At 63.2% G+C, this 15,206-nt stretch carries 14 protein-coding genes; 5 read left to right on the forward strand and 9 right to left on the reverse strand.

All coding sequences use genetic code 11. The features are described 5' to 3' along the window. The first annotated feature begins 373 nt into the window (after nucleotides 1-373). Complete coding sequence (locus NW841_RS08135; RefSeq protein WP_414364742.1) at nucleotides 374-505, forward strand: hypothetical protein; 132 nt, start codon at nucleotides 374-376, stop codon at nucleotides 503-505. On the opposite strand, the gene argB is transcribed toward NW841_RS08135, so the two are convergent. Continuing rightward, entirely contained in the window at nucleotides 502-1,404 is a 903-nt protein-coding gene (gene argB / locus NW841_RS08140) for an acetylglutamate kinase (RefSeq protein WP_414376975.1), read from the reverse strand. The genes NW841_RS08135 and argB overlap by 4 nt on opposite strands. A 106-nt stretch (nucleotides 1,405-1,510) precedes the next feature. Further along, a complete protein-coding gene (gene pheT, locus NW841_RS08145; protein WP_414386050.1) occupies nucleotides 1,511-3,988 on the reverse strand; it encodes a phenylalanine--tRNA ligase subunit beta in 2,478 nt (825 codons plus the stop codon). A gap of 165 nt (nucleotides 3,989-4,153) precedes the next feature. On the opposite strand from pheT, the gene NW841_RS08150 reads away from it, so the two are divergent. After that, nucleotides 4,154-5,872, forward strand: coding sequence for a DUF3352 domain-containing protein (locus NW841_RS08150; RefSeq protein WP_414386051.1), 1,719 nt, complete (start codon nucleotides 4,154-4,156; stop codon nucleotides 5,870-5,872). Here NW841_RS08150 and NW841_RS08155 read toward each other — a convergent pair. After that, on the reverse strand, nucleotides 5,869-6,312 hold the full coding sequence (locus NW841_RS08155) for an ATP-binding protein (RefSeq protein ID WP_414364737.1): 444 nt from the start codon (nucleotides 6,310-6,312) through the stop codon (nucleotides 5,869-5,871). The two genes, NW841_RS08150 and NW841_RS08155, sit on opposite strands and share 4 nt — an antisense overlap. A gap of 143 nt (nucleotides 6,313-6,455) precedes the next feature. On the opposite strand from NW841_RS08155, the gene NW841_RS08160 reads away from it, so the two are divergent. The 3 genes from NW841_RS08160 to NW841_RS08170 all read left to right on the forward strand — a co-directional run bounded on the left by NW841_RS08160 (nucleotide 6,456) and on the right by NW841_RS08170 (nucleotide 9,066). Beyond that, nucleotides 6,456-6,683 carry a cytochrome b6f subunit family protein gene (locus NW841_RS08160; protein ID WP_414364736.1) on the forward strand — a complete coding sequence of 76 codons (228 nt, stop codon included), beginning with the start codon at nucleotides 6,456-6,458 and terminating at the stop codon, nucleotides 6,681-6,683. A 257-nt stretch (nucleotides 6,684-6,940) separates the two neighbouring features. Further along, entirely contained in the window at nucleotides 6,941-7,237 is a 297-nt protein-coding gene (locus tag NW841_RS08165; protein ID WP_414386052.1) for an HU family DNA-binding protein, read from the forward strand. Between the two features lie 362 nt (nucleotides 7,238-7,599). Then, a complete protein-coding gene (locus NW841_RS08170) occupies nucleotides 7,600-9,066 on the forward strand; it encodes a DASH family cryptochrome (RefSeq protein ID WP_414386053.1) in 1,467 nt (488 codons plus the stop codon). On the opposite strand, the gene NW841_RS08175 is transcribed toward NW841_RS08170, so the two are convergent. The 6 genes from NW841_RS08175 to thrC form a co-directional block, all read right to left on the reverse strand. Next, nucleotides 9,063-10,970 carry a hypothetical protein gene (locus tag NW841_RS08175; RefSeq protein WP_414386054.1) on the reverse strand — a complete coding sequence of 636 codons (1,908 nt, stop codon included), beginning with the start codon at nucleotides 10,968-10,970 and terminating at the stop codon, nucleotides 9,063-9,065. The two genes, NW841_RS08170 and NW841_RS08175, sit on opposite strands and share 4 nt — an antisense overlap. A 354-nt stretch (nucleotides 10,971-11,324) precedes the next feature. Continuing rightward, nucleotides 11,325-12,542 carry a peptidase C39 family protein gene (locus NW841_RS08180; RefSeq protein ID WP_414386055.1) on the reverse strand — a complete coding sequence of 406 codons (1,218 nt, stop codon included), beginning with the start codon at nucleotides 12,540-12,542 and terminating at the stop codon, nucleotides 11,325-11,327. Nucleotides 12,543-12,612: 70 nt separating this feature from the next. Next, complete coding sequence (locus tag NW841_RS08185; protein ID WP_414376962.1) at nucleotides 12,613-13,200, reverse strand: DNA-3-methyladenine glycosylase; 588 nt, start codon at nucleotides 13,198-13,200, stop codon at nucleotides 12,613-12,615. Between the two features lie 17 nt (nucleotides 13,201-13,217). Next, nucleotides 13,218-13,493, reverse strand: a complete 276-nt coding sequence (locus NW841_RS08190; protein WP_414364725.1) for a ubiquitin-like small modifier protein 1 — start codon at nucleotides 13,491-13,493, stop codon at nucleotides 13,218-13,220. A gap of 35 nt (nucleotides 13,494-13,528) precedes the next feature. After that, nucleotides 13,529-14,053 carry a fasciclin domain-containing protein gene (locus NW841_RS08195; protein WP_414364723.1) on the reverse strand — a complete coding sequence of 175 codons (525 nt, stop codon included), beginning with the start codon at nucleotides 14,051-14,053 and terminating at the stop codon, nucleotides 13,529-13,531. Between the two features lie 93 nt (nucleotides 14,054-14,146). Beyond that, nucleotides 14,147-15,206: threonine synthase (gene thrC, locus NW841_RS08200; RefSeq protein WP_414386056.1), on the reverse strand; the 1,060-nt coding region annotated here is incomplete at its 5' end.

The following is a 15,206-nucleotide window of genomic DNA, read 5'->3' on the forward strand; positions in this document are numbered from 1 at the left end:
GGTGGCACGGCTCACTCACACACACCAAAAACCGAGGACGGCAACTGATATACTCTACCCACCCTCCCTGCGGCGGGGGGGCCCTCACCCCCGTCCCCTCTCCCTTTGGGAGAGGGGGGGTCTGCGCTGCTTGTTGCTGGGGGACAGATGGAAAACTGGCTGTTTCAGGGCATTCTGGCCGCTTGGCTAGGGCAGGCTGTAGGCAGCTTAATGAAGAAAAACCGGCGATGTCTACCTACTCAACGTCCTACTCAGTTTCCTACGCGAAAATCTTTTTCCCGATTTGGGTGGCGGGGCTGCTGCTGATCGGCGGTGGCCTCCTGTTTGGCCTGTTTCGGGCTTTTGGGCTCTCGATAAAACCCAACCGGAACAGGTGCGCGCCAGCAACGAGCTAGAGCCCAGCCAAATCCGACAAGAGACCCGCCAAGCCGTGGCGCAACTGAGCGTGGATAGCCAATTTCTTGGCCAGGTGGGGGAGATCCGCCGCTTTATCAAAGAGGCCTAGCCAGCCCCGCTGTTGAGCCTCTCCAACTGGGCGGAAAATTGAGAGGGGACAAGCTTAGTGCCCACGCCGGCATCGGTTAGCAGTTCCAAGAGCAGGGAATGAGGGGATCCCCCGTCCAGAATGTGGGCAGCCCGAACCCCTTGAGCCAGGGCGCGAATGCAGCACTGCACCTTGGGGATCATGCCGCCCCTAACCACGCCGCTCTGGATTAACTGGCGGGCCGTCTCGATATCCAGCAGCGGAATCAGGGAGCTGGGATCCTCAGGATCTCTGAGAATGCCAGGAGTGTCGGTGAGAAGGATTAACTTTTCGGCCCCCAGAGAGGCCGCCAGCTCCCCAGCCACCGTATCAGCATTGATGTTGTAGGCTTGGCCCGTCTCGTCGGCGGCCACGCTGGAGATCACCGGGATCTGGCCGCCCTCCAACAGAGTTTGCACCAACTGGGGGTTGATGGTGCTGACTTCTCCCACAAAGCCAATTTCCGCCCGGCCCTGGGAGCGGGCTCGAATTAAATTGCCGTCCCGCCCGCACAGCCCTACTGCCGAGCCGCCGGCCAGGCTGATGAGCTGCACGATCTGTTTGTTAACCTTGCCCACCAGCACCATCTCCACCACCTCCATGGTGGCAGCATCGGTTACTCGCAGGCCATCGACAAACTTGAAGGGGATGTCCAACTTCTGCAGCCAACTGTTGATCTCCGGCCCTCCTCCATGCACCAGCACCGGCCGAATGCCGACACAGGCAAGAAAAACAATATCCCGCAGCACCTCAGCTCGGCGCTCCTGCTGCACCATGGCGGCGCCGCCATATTTGATGACCATGACGCGGCCTTGGTACTGCTGAATGTAGGGCAGAGCCTCGATGAGAATCTGCGCCCGCGTCAGGGGATCGCAGGCCACAGCCTGAGGGCTGGTTGTTCCTGAAAGAGAGGCGTTGGTCTGCACGGCTAGGGATCCCGTGTAAGACAAAAACTTCCAGAAGATCGTACTAGAAACTGACAGGCTGCTAGCTGCGCAAGGTAACCGGAAAGTGTTTCTCCAACTGGGCTCTTACTTGGTTTTGCGCGGCTTCCACCTCCGCATCGGTGAGGGTGCGATCCGGAGCGCGATAGACCAGGCGGAAGGCGAGGCTGCGCTGGCCCGGCGGCACACTTTGGCCGCGGTACTCGTCGAAAAGCTGCACCGACTGCAGCAGGGGGCCCGCCGCCTGGCGGATCACCTTCTCAATTTCTGCCACTGACAGCTCCAGCGGCGCAAAGAAGGCGATATCCCGATCCGAGGCCGGAAAAGGCGAGAAGGGAGAAAATTGTGCCAGGCCCCGCCTCTCCAGGCTGGCCAGCAAGGGATCCAACTCCAGCTCAAACCCATAGACCTCATCCGGCAAGTCCTTCTCCTGGCAAAGGCGGGGGTGCAACTGCCCGAAGATGCCGGTGCGGGATCCCTCGATCCAAATACCGGCCTGCCGACCGGGGTGCAACAGCCGCGACTGCGCCTCAGGGGGATCCGGGCGAAACTCGGGGGCAAATCCCAGCCGCTCCAGCGCCGAGACCAAGAGCCCCTTGGCCTCGAACCAGTCCATGGGTCGGTTGTGGTGCCGCCAGTCGTTGGGGTTGGGATCCCCGCCCAGGATGCCGCCCAGGTGCTCCGCCTCCTGATAGGGCTCAGGACTGGAGGGAGGGGCATAGGCAAAGACGTGGCCAATTTCAAAAGCCTGTAGGGGGCCGTTGCCCTGATCCCAGTTGAAGCGAAAAGCCTCCACCAAGCCCGGCAACAGCGCCTTGCGCACAGCGGAGTACTCGGGGGAAAGCGGATTGGCGATTTTGACCAGGGAGCTGTCCTCCTCCGCCGGACAGAGGGAGATGTGGTACACCTCCGTCAGACCGATGCCCCGCATCACCTCGCGAATTTGCCGGGTCAATGTTTCCCGTGCAGAGAGGGATCCCACCTGCGGCTCCGTGGGCAGGGTTTCCGAGAAGCGGTCGTAGCCGTAGAGACGGGCAAATTCCTCAATCAGGTCGATCTCCCGTTCGACATCCCGCAGGCGGTAGGGGGGAACAGTTACCTGCCAAACGCAGCAGGCCACGCTCGCTGTCTCCGTAGCAGGGAGGGAGGGAGCCTCCGGGGCAACTTTCTGACAGCGGGAAAGCTGAAAGCCCAGAGCCGACAAGATTTCCTCCACCTCCTCTGGCCGCACCTCTTCCCCCAACACGTCGATGAGGCGCGACAGCCGCAGCTTCAGGGTACGCTCTAAGGGCGGACGTTGATCAAAGGTAGTGAGGCCAACCACCGATCCTCCCGCCAGCCCCAAAATCAACTGCACCGCCCGATCCCGCGCCAGGTCGAGGGTAGCAAAATTAACCCCCCGCTCGTAGCGGGCCGAGGCTTCTGTGCGCAGCCCCTGCGAGCGGGCCGAGCGGCGCGTCACCACTGGGTCAAAGAGGGCTGCCTCCAAAAAAATGCTAGTGGTGGCCGAGCTCACTTCTGTCTCTTCTCCCCCCATCACACCTGCTAGGGCTACCGGCTGGCCGCCGGCCACGATGAGATGGCTTTCAGGGTGCAAGGTGCGGGTTTGGCTGTCCAGGGTTTTTAGGGTTTCTCCCGCCTGGGCAAAGCGCACCTCAATGGTGGGCTTCTTCCTGCCCATGATTTGGAGCAGGCGATCCCAGTCGAAGGCGTGCAGGGGCTGGCCCCATTCCAGCAAGATCAAGTTGGTAACATCCACAACATTGTTGATGGAGCGCATGCCAGCGGCGGCCAGGCGATGCTTTAGCCAGTCGGGAGAAGGGCCGACCTTCACTCCCTCAATCAACACGCCACTGTAGGCGGGGCAGGCCTTGGCGTCGGCAATGCGCAATTTGAAATTGGGGATGGGCTTGGCCTGTAGGGGCTGAACTGGTGGCAGGCGCAGCGGGTTGCGGGTGAGGGCGGCCACCTCGCGGGCAATCCCCACCATGCTCAGAGCATCGGCGCGGTTGGCGGTGGAAGTGAGATCCAACACCACATCATCCAGGCCCAGCAGCGGGCGGGCGTCAGACCCCAGCGGGTACAGGTTGAGATCCAAATCAGGCGGAAATTCGTGGATCCCTTCCGAAACCCTCTCCAGCCCCAGCTCAGCCAAAGAGCAGATCATGCCTTCCGAGATCACTCCCCGCTTCTCTGCTTTGGCGATGGTCAGGTTCACAGCGGGCAGATGAGTGCCCGGCGTGGCCACAGGCACGAGGAGGCCAGCGCGGGCGTTGGCCGCTCCGCAGACGATGGTGGCCGGTTGCTCGGAGCCCAAGTCCACCTGGCAAACGCGCAGCTTGTCAGCATTGGGATGGGGCTCGGCGGCTAGGATCTTGCCCAGCACCACCCCTTCAGCCCAACTGCGGCGATCTTCAATCTCCTCCACCTCAAACCCCACCAGGGTGAGGGCTTCTGCCAATTCTTCCGGGGAAAGCTCAAAGTCCACCAATTCCCGCAGCCACTTCAAGGAAATGCGCATCGCTGAGCCATCGCTGCAAACGCCGCACCCATTATCGCTCACTCCGAGTCCGGGCCAAAGGCAAGCAAGGCGCGCAAACTTCCCCTCGCAGGTAAGATGGTTACGCCATGCTGAGGTGCTGGCACCGAGGCGAGACAGCGCGTATTTCAGGCTGTGGATGTGGGTATGGGACAACGGCAACTCTTGCGCAGGATCCTGATCGGTCTGGGCCTTCTAGCTGCCATGATGGTGTGGGCTATCACCTGGCTGCTCACCCAAAGCCCTCTGGCTTTGTTGCTGTCTCGTCCGCCGCTGCCGCCGATTGTAGGCCTAGCCCCCCGTTCCACCCAGGCGCTGCTGCTGCTGGCCGCCCCTCTCGAGGATTTGCAGGCATTCTGGCAAGCGGCAACCCCCGCTTCCCAACGACGCGCCACTCGCCAGCAGTGGCGGAAGTTCTTCTCTGGCGCAGGCCCGGGCTGGCTGGGAGCCGTGTTGGCGGGGGGATCCCTGGACTTTGAGCAAGAGGTGCAGCCTTGGCTGGGGAAGAGTACCCTCTTGGCCAGCTTGCCGGAGTGGGGCACCTTGGTTGCCTTGGAAACTCGCGACGCGGCGCTTGCCCAATTCGAGCTGAACCTATTGTGGGAGCGGCAGAGCTTGGCCGGCTTGCCGGTGCAGGTGGATACCTACAAGGGCATTCAGGTGGTGTCCAGCCCACTTCCGGAGTTGCAGGGGTTCGCGGCAGCCCTTTTCGGCAAGCGCTATGTGCTGCTGGCAGAACAGGCTGCTGCCATTCGCGCCGCCATCGATGCCTGGCAGTTGCCGCAATTGTCGTTGGTGACCGAGCCACGGTTTCGGCAGGTGATCCAGCCGTTACGGGAGGCGCATGTGGGTTGGGCTTTCTGGCAAAATCCAGAATCCCCCTCTCCCGACGCCCTGGCGTTGCAGGCAGTGGGGCTGGGGCTGGGGGTAAACTTCCGGGGGTTGGTGGCCGAAACTGCCGTCCTTTGGCATACGCCTGCTGACTTTGCTTTGCCGACTGGAGAAACTTTTCGTCCGCAGGTTATTCGGCATCTGCCTGATGAGACGCTAGCGCTAATTTCCGGAAAGAACTGGGCTGCCCTTTGGCAGAGCCTGGGGCAGATGCAGCCCCTGAGCCTCTTCGGGCTGCGGCTGGATCCCGGCCAATGGCTGCAGCAGTTGCAATCGCAGGTGGAGCTGGACTGGCAGCACGTGTTGCCGGAAAGGGGAGAGTTCGCCCTTGCCTTTTTGCCCACGGATGGAGAACTGGCCTGGCTGTGGGTTGGCGAGATGCCAGATGCGCCAACGCTGGATGAGCGGGCAATCGCCCAGGGCTGGCAGGTGGTATCGATTGCAACTAAGCGTGGCACCGCCACCGCCTGGAGCAAGCCAGCGGCCCAGCCGCAACCCCAGCCAAGCCACTCCACGCCGCGAGAAGACATCCCCCTCTTGGCCGCTAAGCTGCTGCAGGTCAGCGGCAGGGGAGGCTCTCCCCAGCTGCAGGCGGCAGAGGCTCTTCCCCAAGCCCTGCCCGCGATCCCGGGAGCATCGCCCCTCTTGGCCCAGGTGTACCACACCGACCGGGAAGGCTATGCCTACCTGGCTTCTTCTTTGGCGGCTTTGGAAGCGGCCCTGGCGGATCCCCCCTTGAGCGCTGACCGCGCCTGGCGCCGCCTGGTGGCCCCCCTGCCCCACCGCAACCTGGGCTATGGGTACGGATCCCTGGGAGTTCTACCGGAAACTTGGCTGCCCCAACTGCAGGGATCCCGCTGGTCGTCCACGCGCCTGGCCTTCGCCACCACTGCCCTGACGCTGTCCGAGGCTCCCTATCCGGATCGGGGGCGCTGGCTTCTCCAGAGGGGCAAGCTGTTTTGGCAGTGGTATTAGACGATCCAGGGATCCCGGCAGCCGGGGTGAATGTACTTGCCCAGGTAGAGCTGGTTGCCCGTCTCGTTCCACTGCACAAAGTCGAAAATTTGGGTGAGCAGGAGCATTCCCCGCCCCGACTCTTCCGTTTCCAGGATGCCGCAGCGGCAGCGGTTTAGCTCCTCCTGGGGACGAAAGCCGGAGCCCTGATCCCGCACCAGCCACTGATAAAACGGCTCGGAGCTGGCGTATTCGACAATCACCCTCTTGTTGGGATCCAGGCCGTTGCCGTGGCGAACGGCGTTGATGATCGCCTCCTGCAGGCCCAAACGCACCTCCGCTCTCCAGGGGGGGGGAACTTTTGCGATCAACAAATCCAGAACCGGCTGGGTGTAGAGGGTGGAGGGAAAGCTGATAACGCTCCAGGAGCAGTTGGCGGGCTTGAGGGAGAGGGCAATCACAGGGGCAGTTGGGGGCGCAACGCTCTCCTCCCATTCTAGCCAATCCCCGTCGGCCTCAGCCCGGTCGGGCCAGATCCCGGCAGGGATCCTTTTTGACGTACCATCTTGAGTGGAGAAGCTCTTCGCGGTTACCCTGATCGGCTATGGTGATCAAAGTTGGGGATAAGGTTAAGGTGCGCTCTATTCGGGATCGCGGCCAAGAAGAGGTGAGCGCGCTGGTAGGCAAGGAGGCCGTAGTGCTGGCACGGCGGGTGGTCGATGGCAGTGGCATTGGCTATATTCTGGAATTTCCCGATCGATCCCGGCACTGGTTTTTCGAGAGTGAGCTGGAAGCGGTCGATTCCGGCCACGCCAAGGATGAGCCGAGTTGAGCAGTCTGGATACCGGCTAGACAGGGGATCAGGGGCAGTTGCAGTGTCGGATCCCCTCTGCGTGTAAGTTTCCGCCAGAGGGGTTGCCCCGGCTCCAAACTCCTCAAGCCTGCATTTCCGCTTTAGGTAGCCGGCCCGGGTGACGCCGTTCCCTTTTGGAGGGGGTTCTCGCTACACAGGTTGTGAGCATCAAGCCCAGGGTCGCTGGTGTCCTGTTGCCGTTGTCTGGATAAGTGGTCGTGGCTTCTCCTCCCCATTTGAATCGTCGTTTGCTGGCCCGCCAGATGGCCGCCCAGGTGGATGGCCTGACGGTGGAGATGGCTGCTGCCGCCCTGGAGGCGATGCTGGAGAGCATCAGCCGCTGCTTGGCCGAGGGGGGATCGGTGCGGCTGGCGCGCTTCGGAACTTTCTCGTTGCGCTACCGCCCCGCTCGGCAAACCTATCACCCGCGCACCAAAGCCCCCATCCACATCCCGGCTGCTCAGGTGCCCCATTTCGTTCCCAGCCCAGAACTGGGGCGACCCAGGGGGGAGCAGCGGCTGGGCTCGGTTTGACCACGAATACGGCGGCGCAAGCCCCGGTCTTTAGTCCTGGGGATAAGCCGCCTAATCTCGGCAGTATGTAGCCTGGAGTAGTATCAGGATGGCCTCGCAGGAGGCGCGCAACTTGCTGCTATCAAACCGTCCATCGAAAACCAACTCCGCAACTGGATACGCTGGCCCTGCTGAACTTTACTGCGGGCCTTCTGCATTCGGCGCCAGTATCTGGGCCTAGGCCCAGGAGTTGGGATTATGGCGTCTTCCACAGGCGTGGGGTGGCAGCCCCACCGGCGTGCTTGCGTAGCTTGCGATGAGCGAGGAAGAATCCCCGCCCTTTAGGGCTGGGGAGAGCGTCACCCCCCTAGGATACTTGCAGAATGGCCGTCTTGCTCTGGTTTCGCACCGATTTGCGCCTGCTGGATCACCAGCCGCTAACACGGGCATGCCAACAGGGATCCCCCCTCATCCCCTTGTACTGCCTGGATCCCCGCCACTTTGGCCGGACGGCCTTTGGCTTTCCTAAGACCAGTCCTTTCCGCGCCCAGTTCCTGCTGGAAAGCCTGGCGGATCTACGGCAGCAGCTCCGAGCCCGCGGCTCCGACCTCGTCATCCGCCAGGGCCAGCCGGAGCAGGTGATCCCGGCCCTGGCGCGGGAGTGGGGGGTGAAGGCTGTCTATGCCCATGCAGAAGTGGGCACGGAGGAGGAGGCGGTAGCCACTGCCCTCCAGGAAGCGCTTCAGAACTTGGGGATCCCGCTGCACCTGGACTGGGGCCACACCCTCTACCACCCCGCCGATCTCCCTTTTGCCCTGGCAGACTTGCCAGAGGTGTTCACCCGCTTTCGCCAGCAGGTGGAAGCCAAGGCCAGCGTCCGCGATCCCTTGCCCATCCCTTCTCTCCCGCCGTTGCCGCCGGGGCTGGATCCCGGCCCTCTGCCCACCCTGGCTGAGCTGGGGCTGAGCTTGCCTCCGCCGGATCCCCGCGCCCGCTTTGTCTACACGGGTGGCAGCAGCGCCGCCCAGGCGCGTTTGCAGACCTATATCTGGGAGCTGGACCGGTTGCGCGTCTACAAAGAAACCCGCAACGGCATGCTGGATCCCAACGACAGCTCGCGCCTTTCTGGCTGGTTGGCGTTAGGCTGCCTCTCCCCCCGCACCGTGTATGCCGAAGTCAAGCGCTACGAGCAGGAGCGGGTGCGCAACGAATCCACCTACTGGTTGGTGTTCGAGCTGCTGTGGCGGGATTACTTTCGCTTCATCTTGGCCAAGCACGGGGCCAAGCTGTTTCGCCCCTCCGGGATCCAGGGGATCCCCATCCCCTGGCAGCAGGACTGGGATCGCTTTCAGGCCTGGTGCCGCGGCGAGACCGGCTACCCCCTGGTGGATGCCAACATGCGGGAGTTGGCGGCCACCGGCTTTATGTCCAACCGCGGGCGGCAGAATGTGGCCAGCTTTCTAACCAAAAACCTGGGGATTGACTGGCGCCTGGGGGCGGAATGGTTTGAGTCGCTGCTCATCGACTATGACGTGGCCAGCAACTATGGCAACTGGAACTACACCGCCGGTGTGGGCAACGACGCCCGCGGCTTCCGCTACTTCCACATTCCCAAGCAGTCCCGCGACTACGATCCCCAAGGCCACTACTTACGCCACTGGCTGCCGGAACTGGCCGGGATCCCGGGGGAGAAGATCCACGAGCCCTATCGCCTCAGCGCCGCTGAGCAAAAGCAGTTTGGCGTGCGGCTAGGGGTAGACTATCCCCGCCCTCTGGTGGATCTGGAAAAGTCCCTGCAGGCCAATCGGCGGGCTTACGAAGCGGCCTTGGCCCGCCACCGGCGCCGCTAGGGGGATCCCCTGGAAACGGGAGTAGCGGGCGGGGGGAGGAGGCGGCTAAGACGGCGCAAGCCGGGTAAACCGCTATCTGCCACTACCACGCTGCCATCCGGCAAAATGAGCAGATGGCCGGGCTGCTGGAAGCGGGCCGAGGAGGCGGGGCCATCCTGCCAGCCTGGCTCCTCCCCTCCGGCCAAGGTGGCAACCTGTCCATTAGGCTGCAGCCGCCGCAGGCGATGGTTATCTCGGTCGGCCAGCCAGAGACTCCCCGACCCATCGAAGGCCAGCCCTGCAAGGGTTTGAAAACGGGCTTGCGCCAAGGGGCCATCGCGGTAGCCCGCCTCTGTACTGGAGAGGGTGGTCAGTTCTCCGTCGGCAGAGAGCCGGCGCAGGCGATGCCGGTCAGCGATCCAGAGATTCCCTTCCCTGTCCACCGCTAGGGCCGTGGGCTGCAGGAGCTGGGCCTGCTCTGCCGGGCCATCGGCGGATCCCGGCTGTCCGGTGCCAGCCACTGTGGTCACCTCGCCGGCGGGGGTGATGCGGCGGATGCGGCGGTCGGCACGGTCGGCCACATAAAGGCTGCCCTCTAGACCCAAGGCCAGGCCAAAGGGCTCGCGAAACTGCGCCTGGTCGCGCTCCCCATCACGGTAGCCGGCTACACAAGTGCCGGCAAAGGTGGTTACCTGCCGCTGAGGGCTGATGTGGCGTAGGCAGTGGTTGCCGCTGTCGGCCACCCACACTCCCCCTTTGGGATCCCAGAGCAGCCCTTGGGGGGAGTCAAACTGGGCCTGATTAGCCGCTCCATCCCGATAGCCGGCCTTGCCGCTGCCGGCCCAAACCTCCAGTTCCCCTTCGGGAGAAAGGCGAAAAATCCGGTGCTGGGCCGGGTCGGCCAAGTAAAAGAACCCTTCTGGATCAACAGCAATGCCGCCAATCTGTTTGAGAGGGATCTCGGCCTCGCCGCCGCTATCAGAGACGCTGTTTCTAGGAAGGACTGCCGAGGCAGTGCGGCCATTCAGCAAGGTCTCCACCCGCCAGGCTGAGGCTGCCGCCGCAGTAGGGGTGGGTGAGGGGGTAGGGGCTGGCCACTCGTAAACCAAGGTTCCCAACCCTTGCCCCGCCGCATCGGCAACGGCCACCCAAACGGTTCCGGAAAGGGAGGCCGGCGGCATCACCGTCAGGCGGTCGCTGCTGCGGGAGCGGATCTCCCCTCTCAAGCTGCGCTCAGGATTGACGGCTGAAGCAAACAAAACCGTTTCCACCCGCTCCAGATTTTCTCCTAACAGCAGCAGGGGCTGGCCGGGCGCCGGCACCCCCGACCCCGTATGCAGCAGCGGCACCTCTACCTCGGCGAGGACCAGCATGGCCAGGCGGCGATTGGCCCCGCCAGAGCCCCCAGAGCGGTCAGAAAGGGTCAGGGATCCCTTCCCTTGGGCCAAGGTGGTGGATCCCCGGTAGGCGACGGCGCTCAGCTCCGCTTCGCCCGCGGGCGGGTTGGTAAAGGTGAAGGTGGCCGGCTGCCCTGAGCGCAGGGGTGCAGTGGCGGTTTGGCGATAGCTGCCCAGGGTAATGCTCAAGTCGATCCCTTCCACCCCCGGCCAGGTGGCGGTGCGGGCCAGCCAGCGCTCCACCTCGGAGGCTGGCAGCTGGGCCACCAGATCGGATCCCTGTTCCTGGAGCAGCAAAACGATGCGATTGTTGGGCAGCGCCAGACCCGCTTGGCGAGCCTGTTCGAGCGTGAGGGCAAAGGCGGAGGGGGCGAGGGGAGTTGGAGTGGAAAGCGGTTGCAGGGCAGAAGGGGGAACGACGCTGGGAGACAAATTAGAAGAAGAAAGCTCGCCGCAGGCCGAAAGGGCCAGCACCAGGGCACTCAGCGCCGGCAAGGATAGCGGTGCAGGGGAAACCCGTCGTGGCATGATGCAGCTTATCCTCTCCCCCAAACTGGGAAATGGCGGGAACCCAAACCTCCATGCCTGTCTTCCTCAGCGTACGAGCCGGCGAAAACTGCCCAACACCTTCCCTGCTGCAGGAGCCAGCCCGGCCAATGCCTCAGGCCCTGAACTGCATTTCTATTCATAACCAACTGCCCTCACCCACAGGTGAGTTACACTCCTCACTCTTTACATCCTTACTCAAATCCCCGCCGAAAAGCCAGATGGCAGTTGGGTGCTTGCCAAGTTGTGTCTGCGTTTGTCTGCTCAAGTGTCCAGATCGGGATCCCAGCCTCTTCGAGCAGAAGCGTCTGGCAGGGTGAGCGACGGTCGTTAGACTTATAGCTCTGGGATCGGCCAGTCCCGCGGATAAATCAAATAGACAGTACCCCCGGAGTGTGCCAACCACAAAGACTCCAGCTGGTCGCGGCGGTAGGTGCGGCGAACTTCTGCGTGGGTCGGGGCCGCCGGGTCGTGGAGGATGGGATCCCCTTGGTTATCGAACCCCACCAGCACTGCCAGATGGCCGTTGCTGCGGGGGATCGGCGCCCCCTCCAGCTCGCCCTCCCGCCAGGCGTAGCTAAGGATTACCGGCACTCCCGCCGCAATCCAGGCTTCTGCTTGGGCCAGGCTCTGCAGCCGCGCCACCAGGCCGGCCAACCCTCGCTCGGCGGCATAAGCCACATTGAAGGCCCAGTTGCCGTGGCCCTGGTAAACCCGGTCGTACACCCCGGCCACCGCGGCGCGCACCAACGGCTCACAGGGGCGGGGATCCCGCTGCCAGTAGGCCATCACCATGGCCAAAGCGGTGGGGCTGCACCAAGCTGCTCCCCCGTCGGCGTAGACCATCTGGGAACACAAGGGCAGATCCAAGACCTGGCCCCAGCGGCTGGGATCCCCAGGGGGGAGGTGGCTGGGCTGGACCGGCTGGTTGGAAAAGGCAACCGCCACCTGATCCACAAGGGGGGAACGGCCTGGCTCTTGCGTGAACAGGCGCACCCTGACCTGAAAAGCCTCTGCCCCCCTTTGGGTATCCTGGAGCACCAACAAATCCGTGTTGAGGTTGCCGTCCTCATCTGCCTGCCCGCCCACGGAGTGGCTGGCCAGGGTGGCCGGATCGGCGGCCCACACGCCAGCGTGATACCACTTCGTCCAGCGCCCCGCAAGCTTGGCCCGGATCCCCACTTCCAGCCAGGTGCCGGGGGGCGTGGTGGCATTCCAGGAGACGATCGCTTCCACCAGAGGAAAGCCGGCGGGAACCTCCGGGCTGACGGCTTCTCCCACCCAATAGGGGCCGGGGGGATAAAAAGGCTGGCCCTGAAACGCCGACTCAGGCCCTTCAAGGCTGACTGCTTGCCGCCAGTCCTCTGGATCCAAAACCAATTGCCCTTGGGCATTCAGCCGGATCCCGCGGGCTGACCAGTCCTGAAAACCTTGGGGGGCATGCCAGCGCTGCAAGCCGGTGCGATAGGTAACATGGGCCTGGACTTGCATTGTCAGGAGTCCTGGGGAAGTGGGAGCCGGCTGGGCCAACGCCGGCAGAAGCAGTACAGTCACGCCAGCCAGCCTAAGCAGACCTTGCCAACCGCTCCGGCCTTTTGCAACCCCCATGCTCTGCTTGCCCCCACTAGTAGCGCGACACCGCCGGATGCCCCTTAATGTACCAGCGCCAGGGGAGCTCCACGCCGCGGGTAATACCGATGCGGGTGGTCTGGACAATGGTCCATTGGGCTGGCCCAGAGGGGGATCCCTCTAGCCAAATGCCTTCCTGACCGGCTGGCACCGGATCCAGCCGCCAGCCGTTGTGGGATCCATCGATGCGCAGCGCCTGGCAGAGCAGGCCCGGCCCCGCCGCCACCCGCGCCGGTTTCTGTCGTTTGTTAGCCGGGATCCACTCCGGCAGGCAATCCAACTGGGCTGCCCGGATCAGCACTGCTGACGGGATCCCTTCCGCCTCGGTGACGATGTTCAGACAGTGGTAGAGGCCGTAGATGCGATAGATGTAGAGATGGCCCGGCGGCCCGAACATCACCTGGTTGCGGCGAGTCTTGCGGCGATAGGCGTGGCAGGCCGGATCCCCGGCGGTGTAGGCTTCTGTCTCCACGATCTGGGCCCGCACCTGCAGCCCATCGGCAAATTGCCGCACCAGCACCATGCCCAGCAAAGCAGGCGCCACCAGCGGCGCCGGCTGGCTTAACCAATCCCTGGGATCCACGGCAGGCTCGGCAGCCCTCAGCCCCCGGCCACCGCAGGGACGATGCTCACCTCATCCCCATCCTGAAGAGGGGTGTCGGAGCCGTTGAGGAAACGAATATCTTCGCTGTTGACATAAAAATTGACAAAGCGGCGCAATTCCCCCTTCTCGTCGCACAGCCGCGCCTTGATGCCCGGATAGCTTTGCTCCAAGGCCTCCAGCAATTCCCGAATGGTGGATCCCTCGCAACTGACCACCTCCTGATCCCGGGTGAGCGCCCGCAGCGTGGTGGGAATTAACACCTTGACCGCCATAAGCCAATGCTTCGTCCAAGACCAACATTAGAAGACTAGGGTAGCAGCACCCCGTCAATGCCGTGAATCACCCCGTTCGAGACGGGAATATCCGCCAGGTTCACGTTGGCCCCGTTGACCCGGATGCTGCCATCGGATCCCACCTGCACCCGTAGCGGCAACCCTGCCAAGGTGGTCAGAGTGGTCGATTGGCCGGGCCGCAGGTCAAAGGAGGTAATCCGCCCCGGCACCACATGATAGGTGAGGATGCGGGTGAGCTGATCCCGGTTGGCCGGCTGCAACAACGTCTCCACGGTGCCCGGCGGCAGTTGCCCAAAGGCCACATCAGAAGGGGCAAAGACCGTAAATGGCCCCGGCCCCGCCAACGCTGTATTCAGCCCCGCCGCCCGCAGAGCCGCCGCCAGCGTCGAGTAGCTGCTGGGCAAAGTTTCCAGCTCAACGGCAATGGTGTTCAGTCCCTGGGGCCGAGCCGTGGGAACCCAAGCAAGAGGGGTCAACACCGCTACCGCCACCGGCAGGCAGCGACGCGCAAAGTAACGGACAGAACGAAAGATAGGCATGGCGCAAAGCTCCTGAGCAGGTGGGCCTGTACCAGGGATCGTAACAGTTCTTCATTAAGTTTCCGTTAAGAGCCCAGGGGGATCCCCCTCGCTTTAAACCGAGGCCTCCTGCCAGTCCAGCCGCTCCAGCGTACGGGCCCGCTCCAGCGCCTGTTCAAAGCTCTCCAGCTTGGGCGAGATCAGCAGCGGATGGCCCACCTGCGCCTGCACCGCCTCCTGGGTCTTCAAGCCGTTGCCGGTAATGTAGGCAACCGTAACCGCCTCGGGATCGAGGTGGCCAGCTTCGGCCAGGTGTTTGAGCACGGCGATGGTGGTGCCGCCGGCCGTCTCAGTGAAGATGCCTTCGGTCTCGGCCAGGAGCTTGATGCCAGCGATAATCTCAGGATCCGTAGCCGTCGCGATCTGGCCGCCGGTCTTGCGGGCAATCTCCAAGGCGTAGATGCCGTCGGCAGGGTTGCCGATGGCAATCGACTTAGCAATGGTGTTGGGCTTAACGGGAGTAACAAAATCCCGTCCTTCGCGAAAGGCCTGGGCAATGGGTGCACAGCCCTGGGCCTGGGCGCCATGGAAGGTAACCGGCTTCTCCGCCACCAGCCCCACCTTCACAAACTCCTGAAAACCTTTGTAAATCTTGGTGTACAGGGATCCGGACGCCAGGGGGATCACCACCTGATCCGGCAGTTGCCACCCCAGTTGCTCCACCACTTCGTAAGCCAGGGTTTTCGAGCCTTCTGCGTAGTAGGGGCGCAGGTTGATGTTGACAAAGCCCCAGCCGTAGCGATCGGCCACCTCGGCGCAGAGGCGATTGACCTGGTCGTAGTTGCCCTCCACCGCCATGACGATGGGGTTGTAGATGAGGGATCCCAGCACCTTACCCGCTTCTAAGTCCGCCGGGATGAAGATGACACAATCCAAGCCGGCGTGGGCGGCAATGGCGGCGGTGGAGTTGGCCAGATTGCCCGTGCTGGCGCAGGAAACGGTGGTAAAGCCCAGCTCCCTGGCGCGGGTTAGGGCCACCGACACCACCCGATCCTTAAAGCTGAGGGTGGGCATGTTAACGGCGTCGTTTTTGAGGTAGAGGTTTTTCAACCCCAACCGCCGGCCCAGCCGCTCCGCTTTCACCAGCGGGGTCATGCCGGTGCCCACATCGATG

Source organism: Synechococcus sp. H60.3, from assembly GCF_047462295.1.
Classification (GTDB): Bacteria; Cyanobacteriota; Cyanobacteriia; order Thermostichales; family Thermostichaceae; genus Thermostichus.

What these genes read in the sequence shown, in the direction of transcription:
- pheT (WP_414386050.1), bottom strand. Translation starts at nt 3,988, where the DNA reads ATGCGCATTTCCTTGAAGTGGCTGCGGGAATTGGTGGACTTTGAGCTT.
- NW841_RS08150 (WP_414386051.1), top strand. Translation starts at nt 4,154, where the DNA reads ATGGGACAACGGCAACTCTTGCGCAGGATCCTGATCGGTCTGGGCCTT.
- NW841_RS08160 (WP_414364736.1), top strand. Translation starts at nt 6,456, where the DNA reads ATGGTGATCAAAGTTGGGGATAAGGTTAAGGTGCGCTCTATTCGGGAT.
- NW841_RS08170 (WP_414386053.1), top strand. Translation starts at nt 7,600, where the DNA reads ATGGCCGTCTTGCTCTGGTTTCGCACCGATTTGCGCCTGCTGGATCAC.
- NW841_RS08175 (WP_414386054.1), bottom strand. Translation starts at nt 10,970, where the DNA reads ATGCCACGACGGGTTTCCCCTGCACCGCTATCCTTGCCGGCGCTGAGT.
- NW841_RS08190 (WP_414364725.1), bottom strand. Translation starts at nt 13,493, where the DNA reads ATGGCGGTCAAGGTGTTAATTCCCACCACGCTGCGGGCGCTCACCCGG.
- NW841_RS08195 (WP_414364723.1), bottom strand. Translation starts at nt 14,053, where the DNA reads ATGCCTATCTTTCGTTCTGTCCGTTACTTTGCGCGTCGCTGCCTGCCG.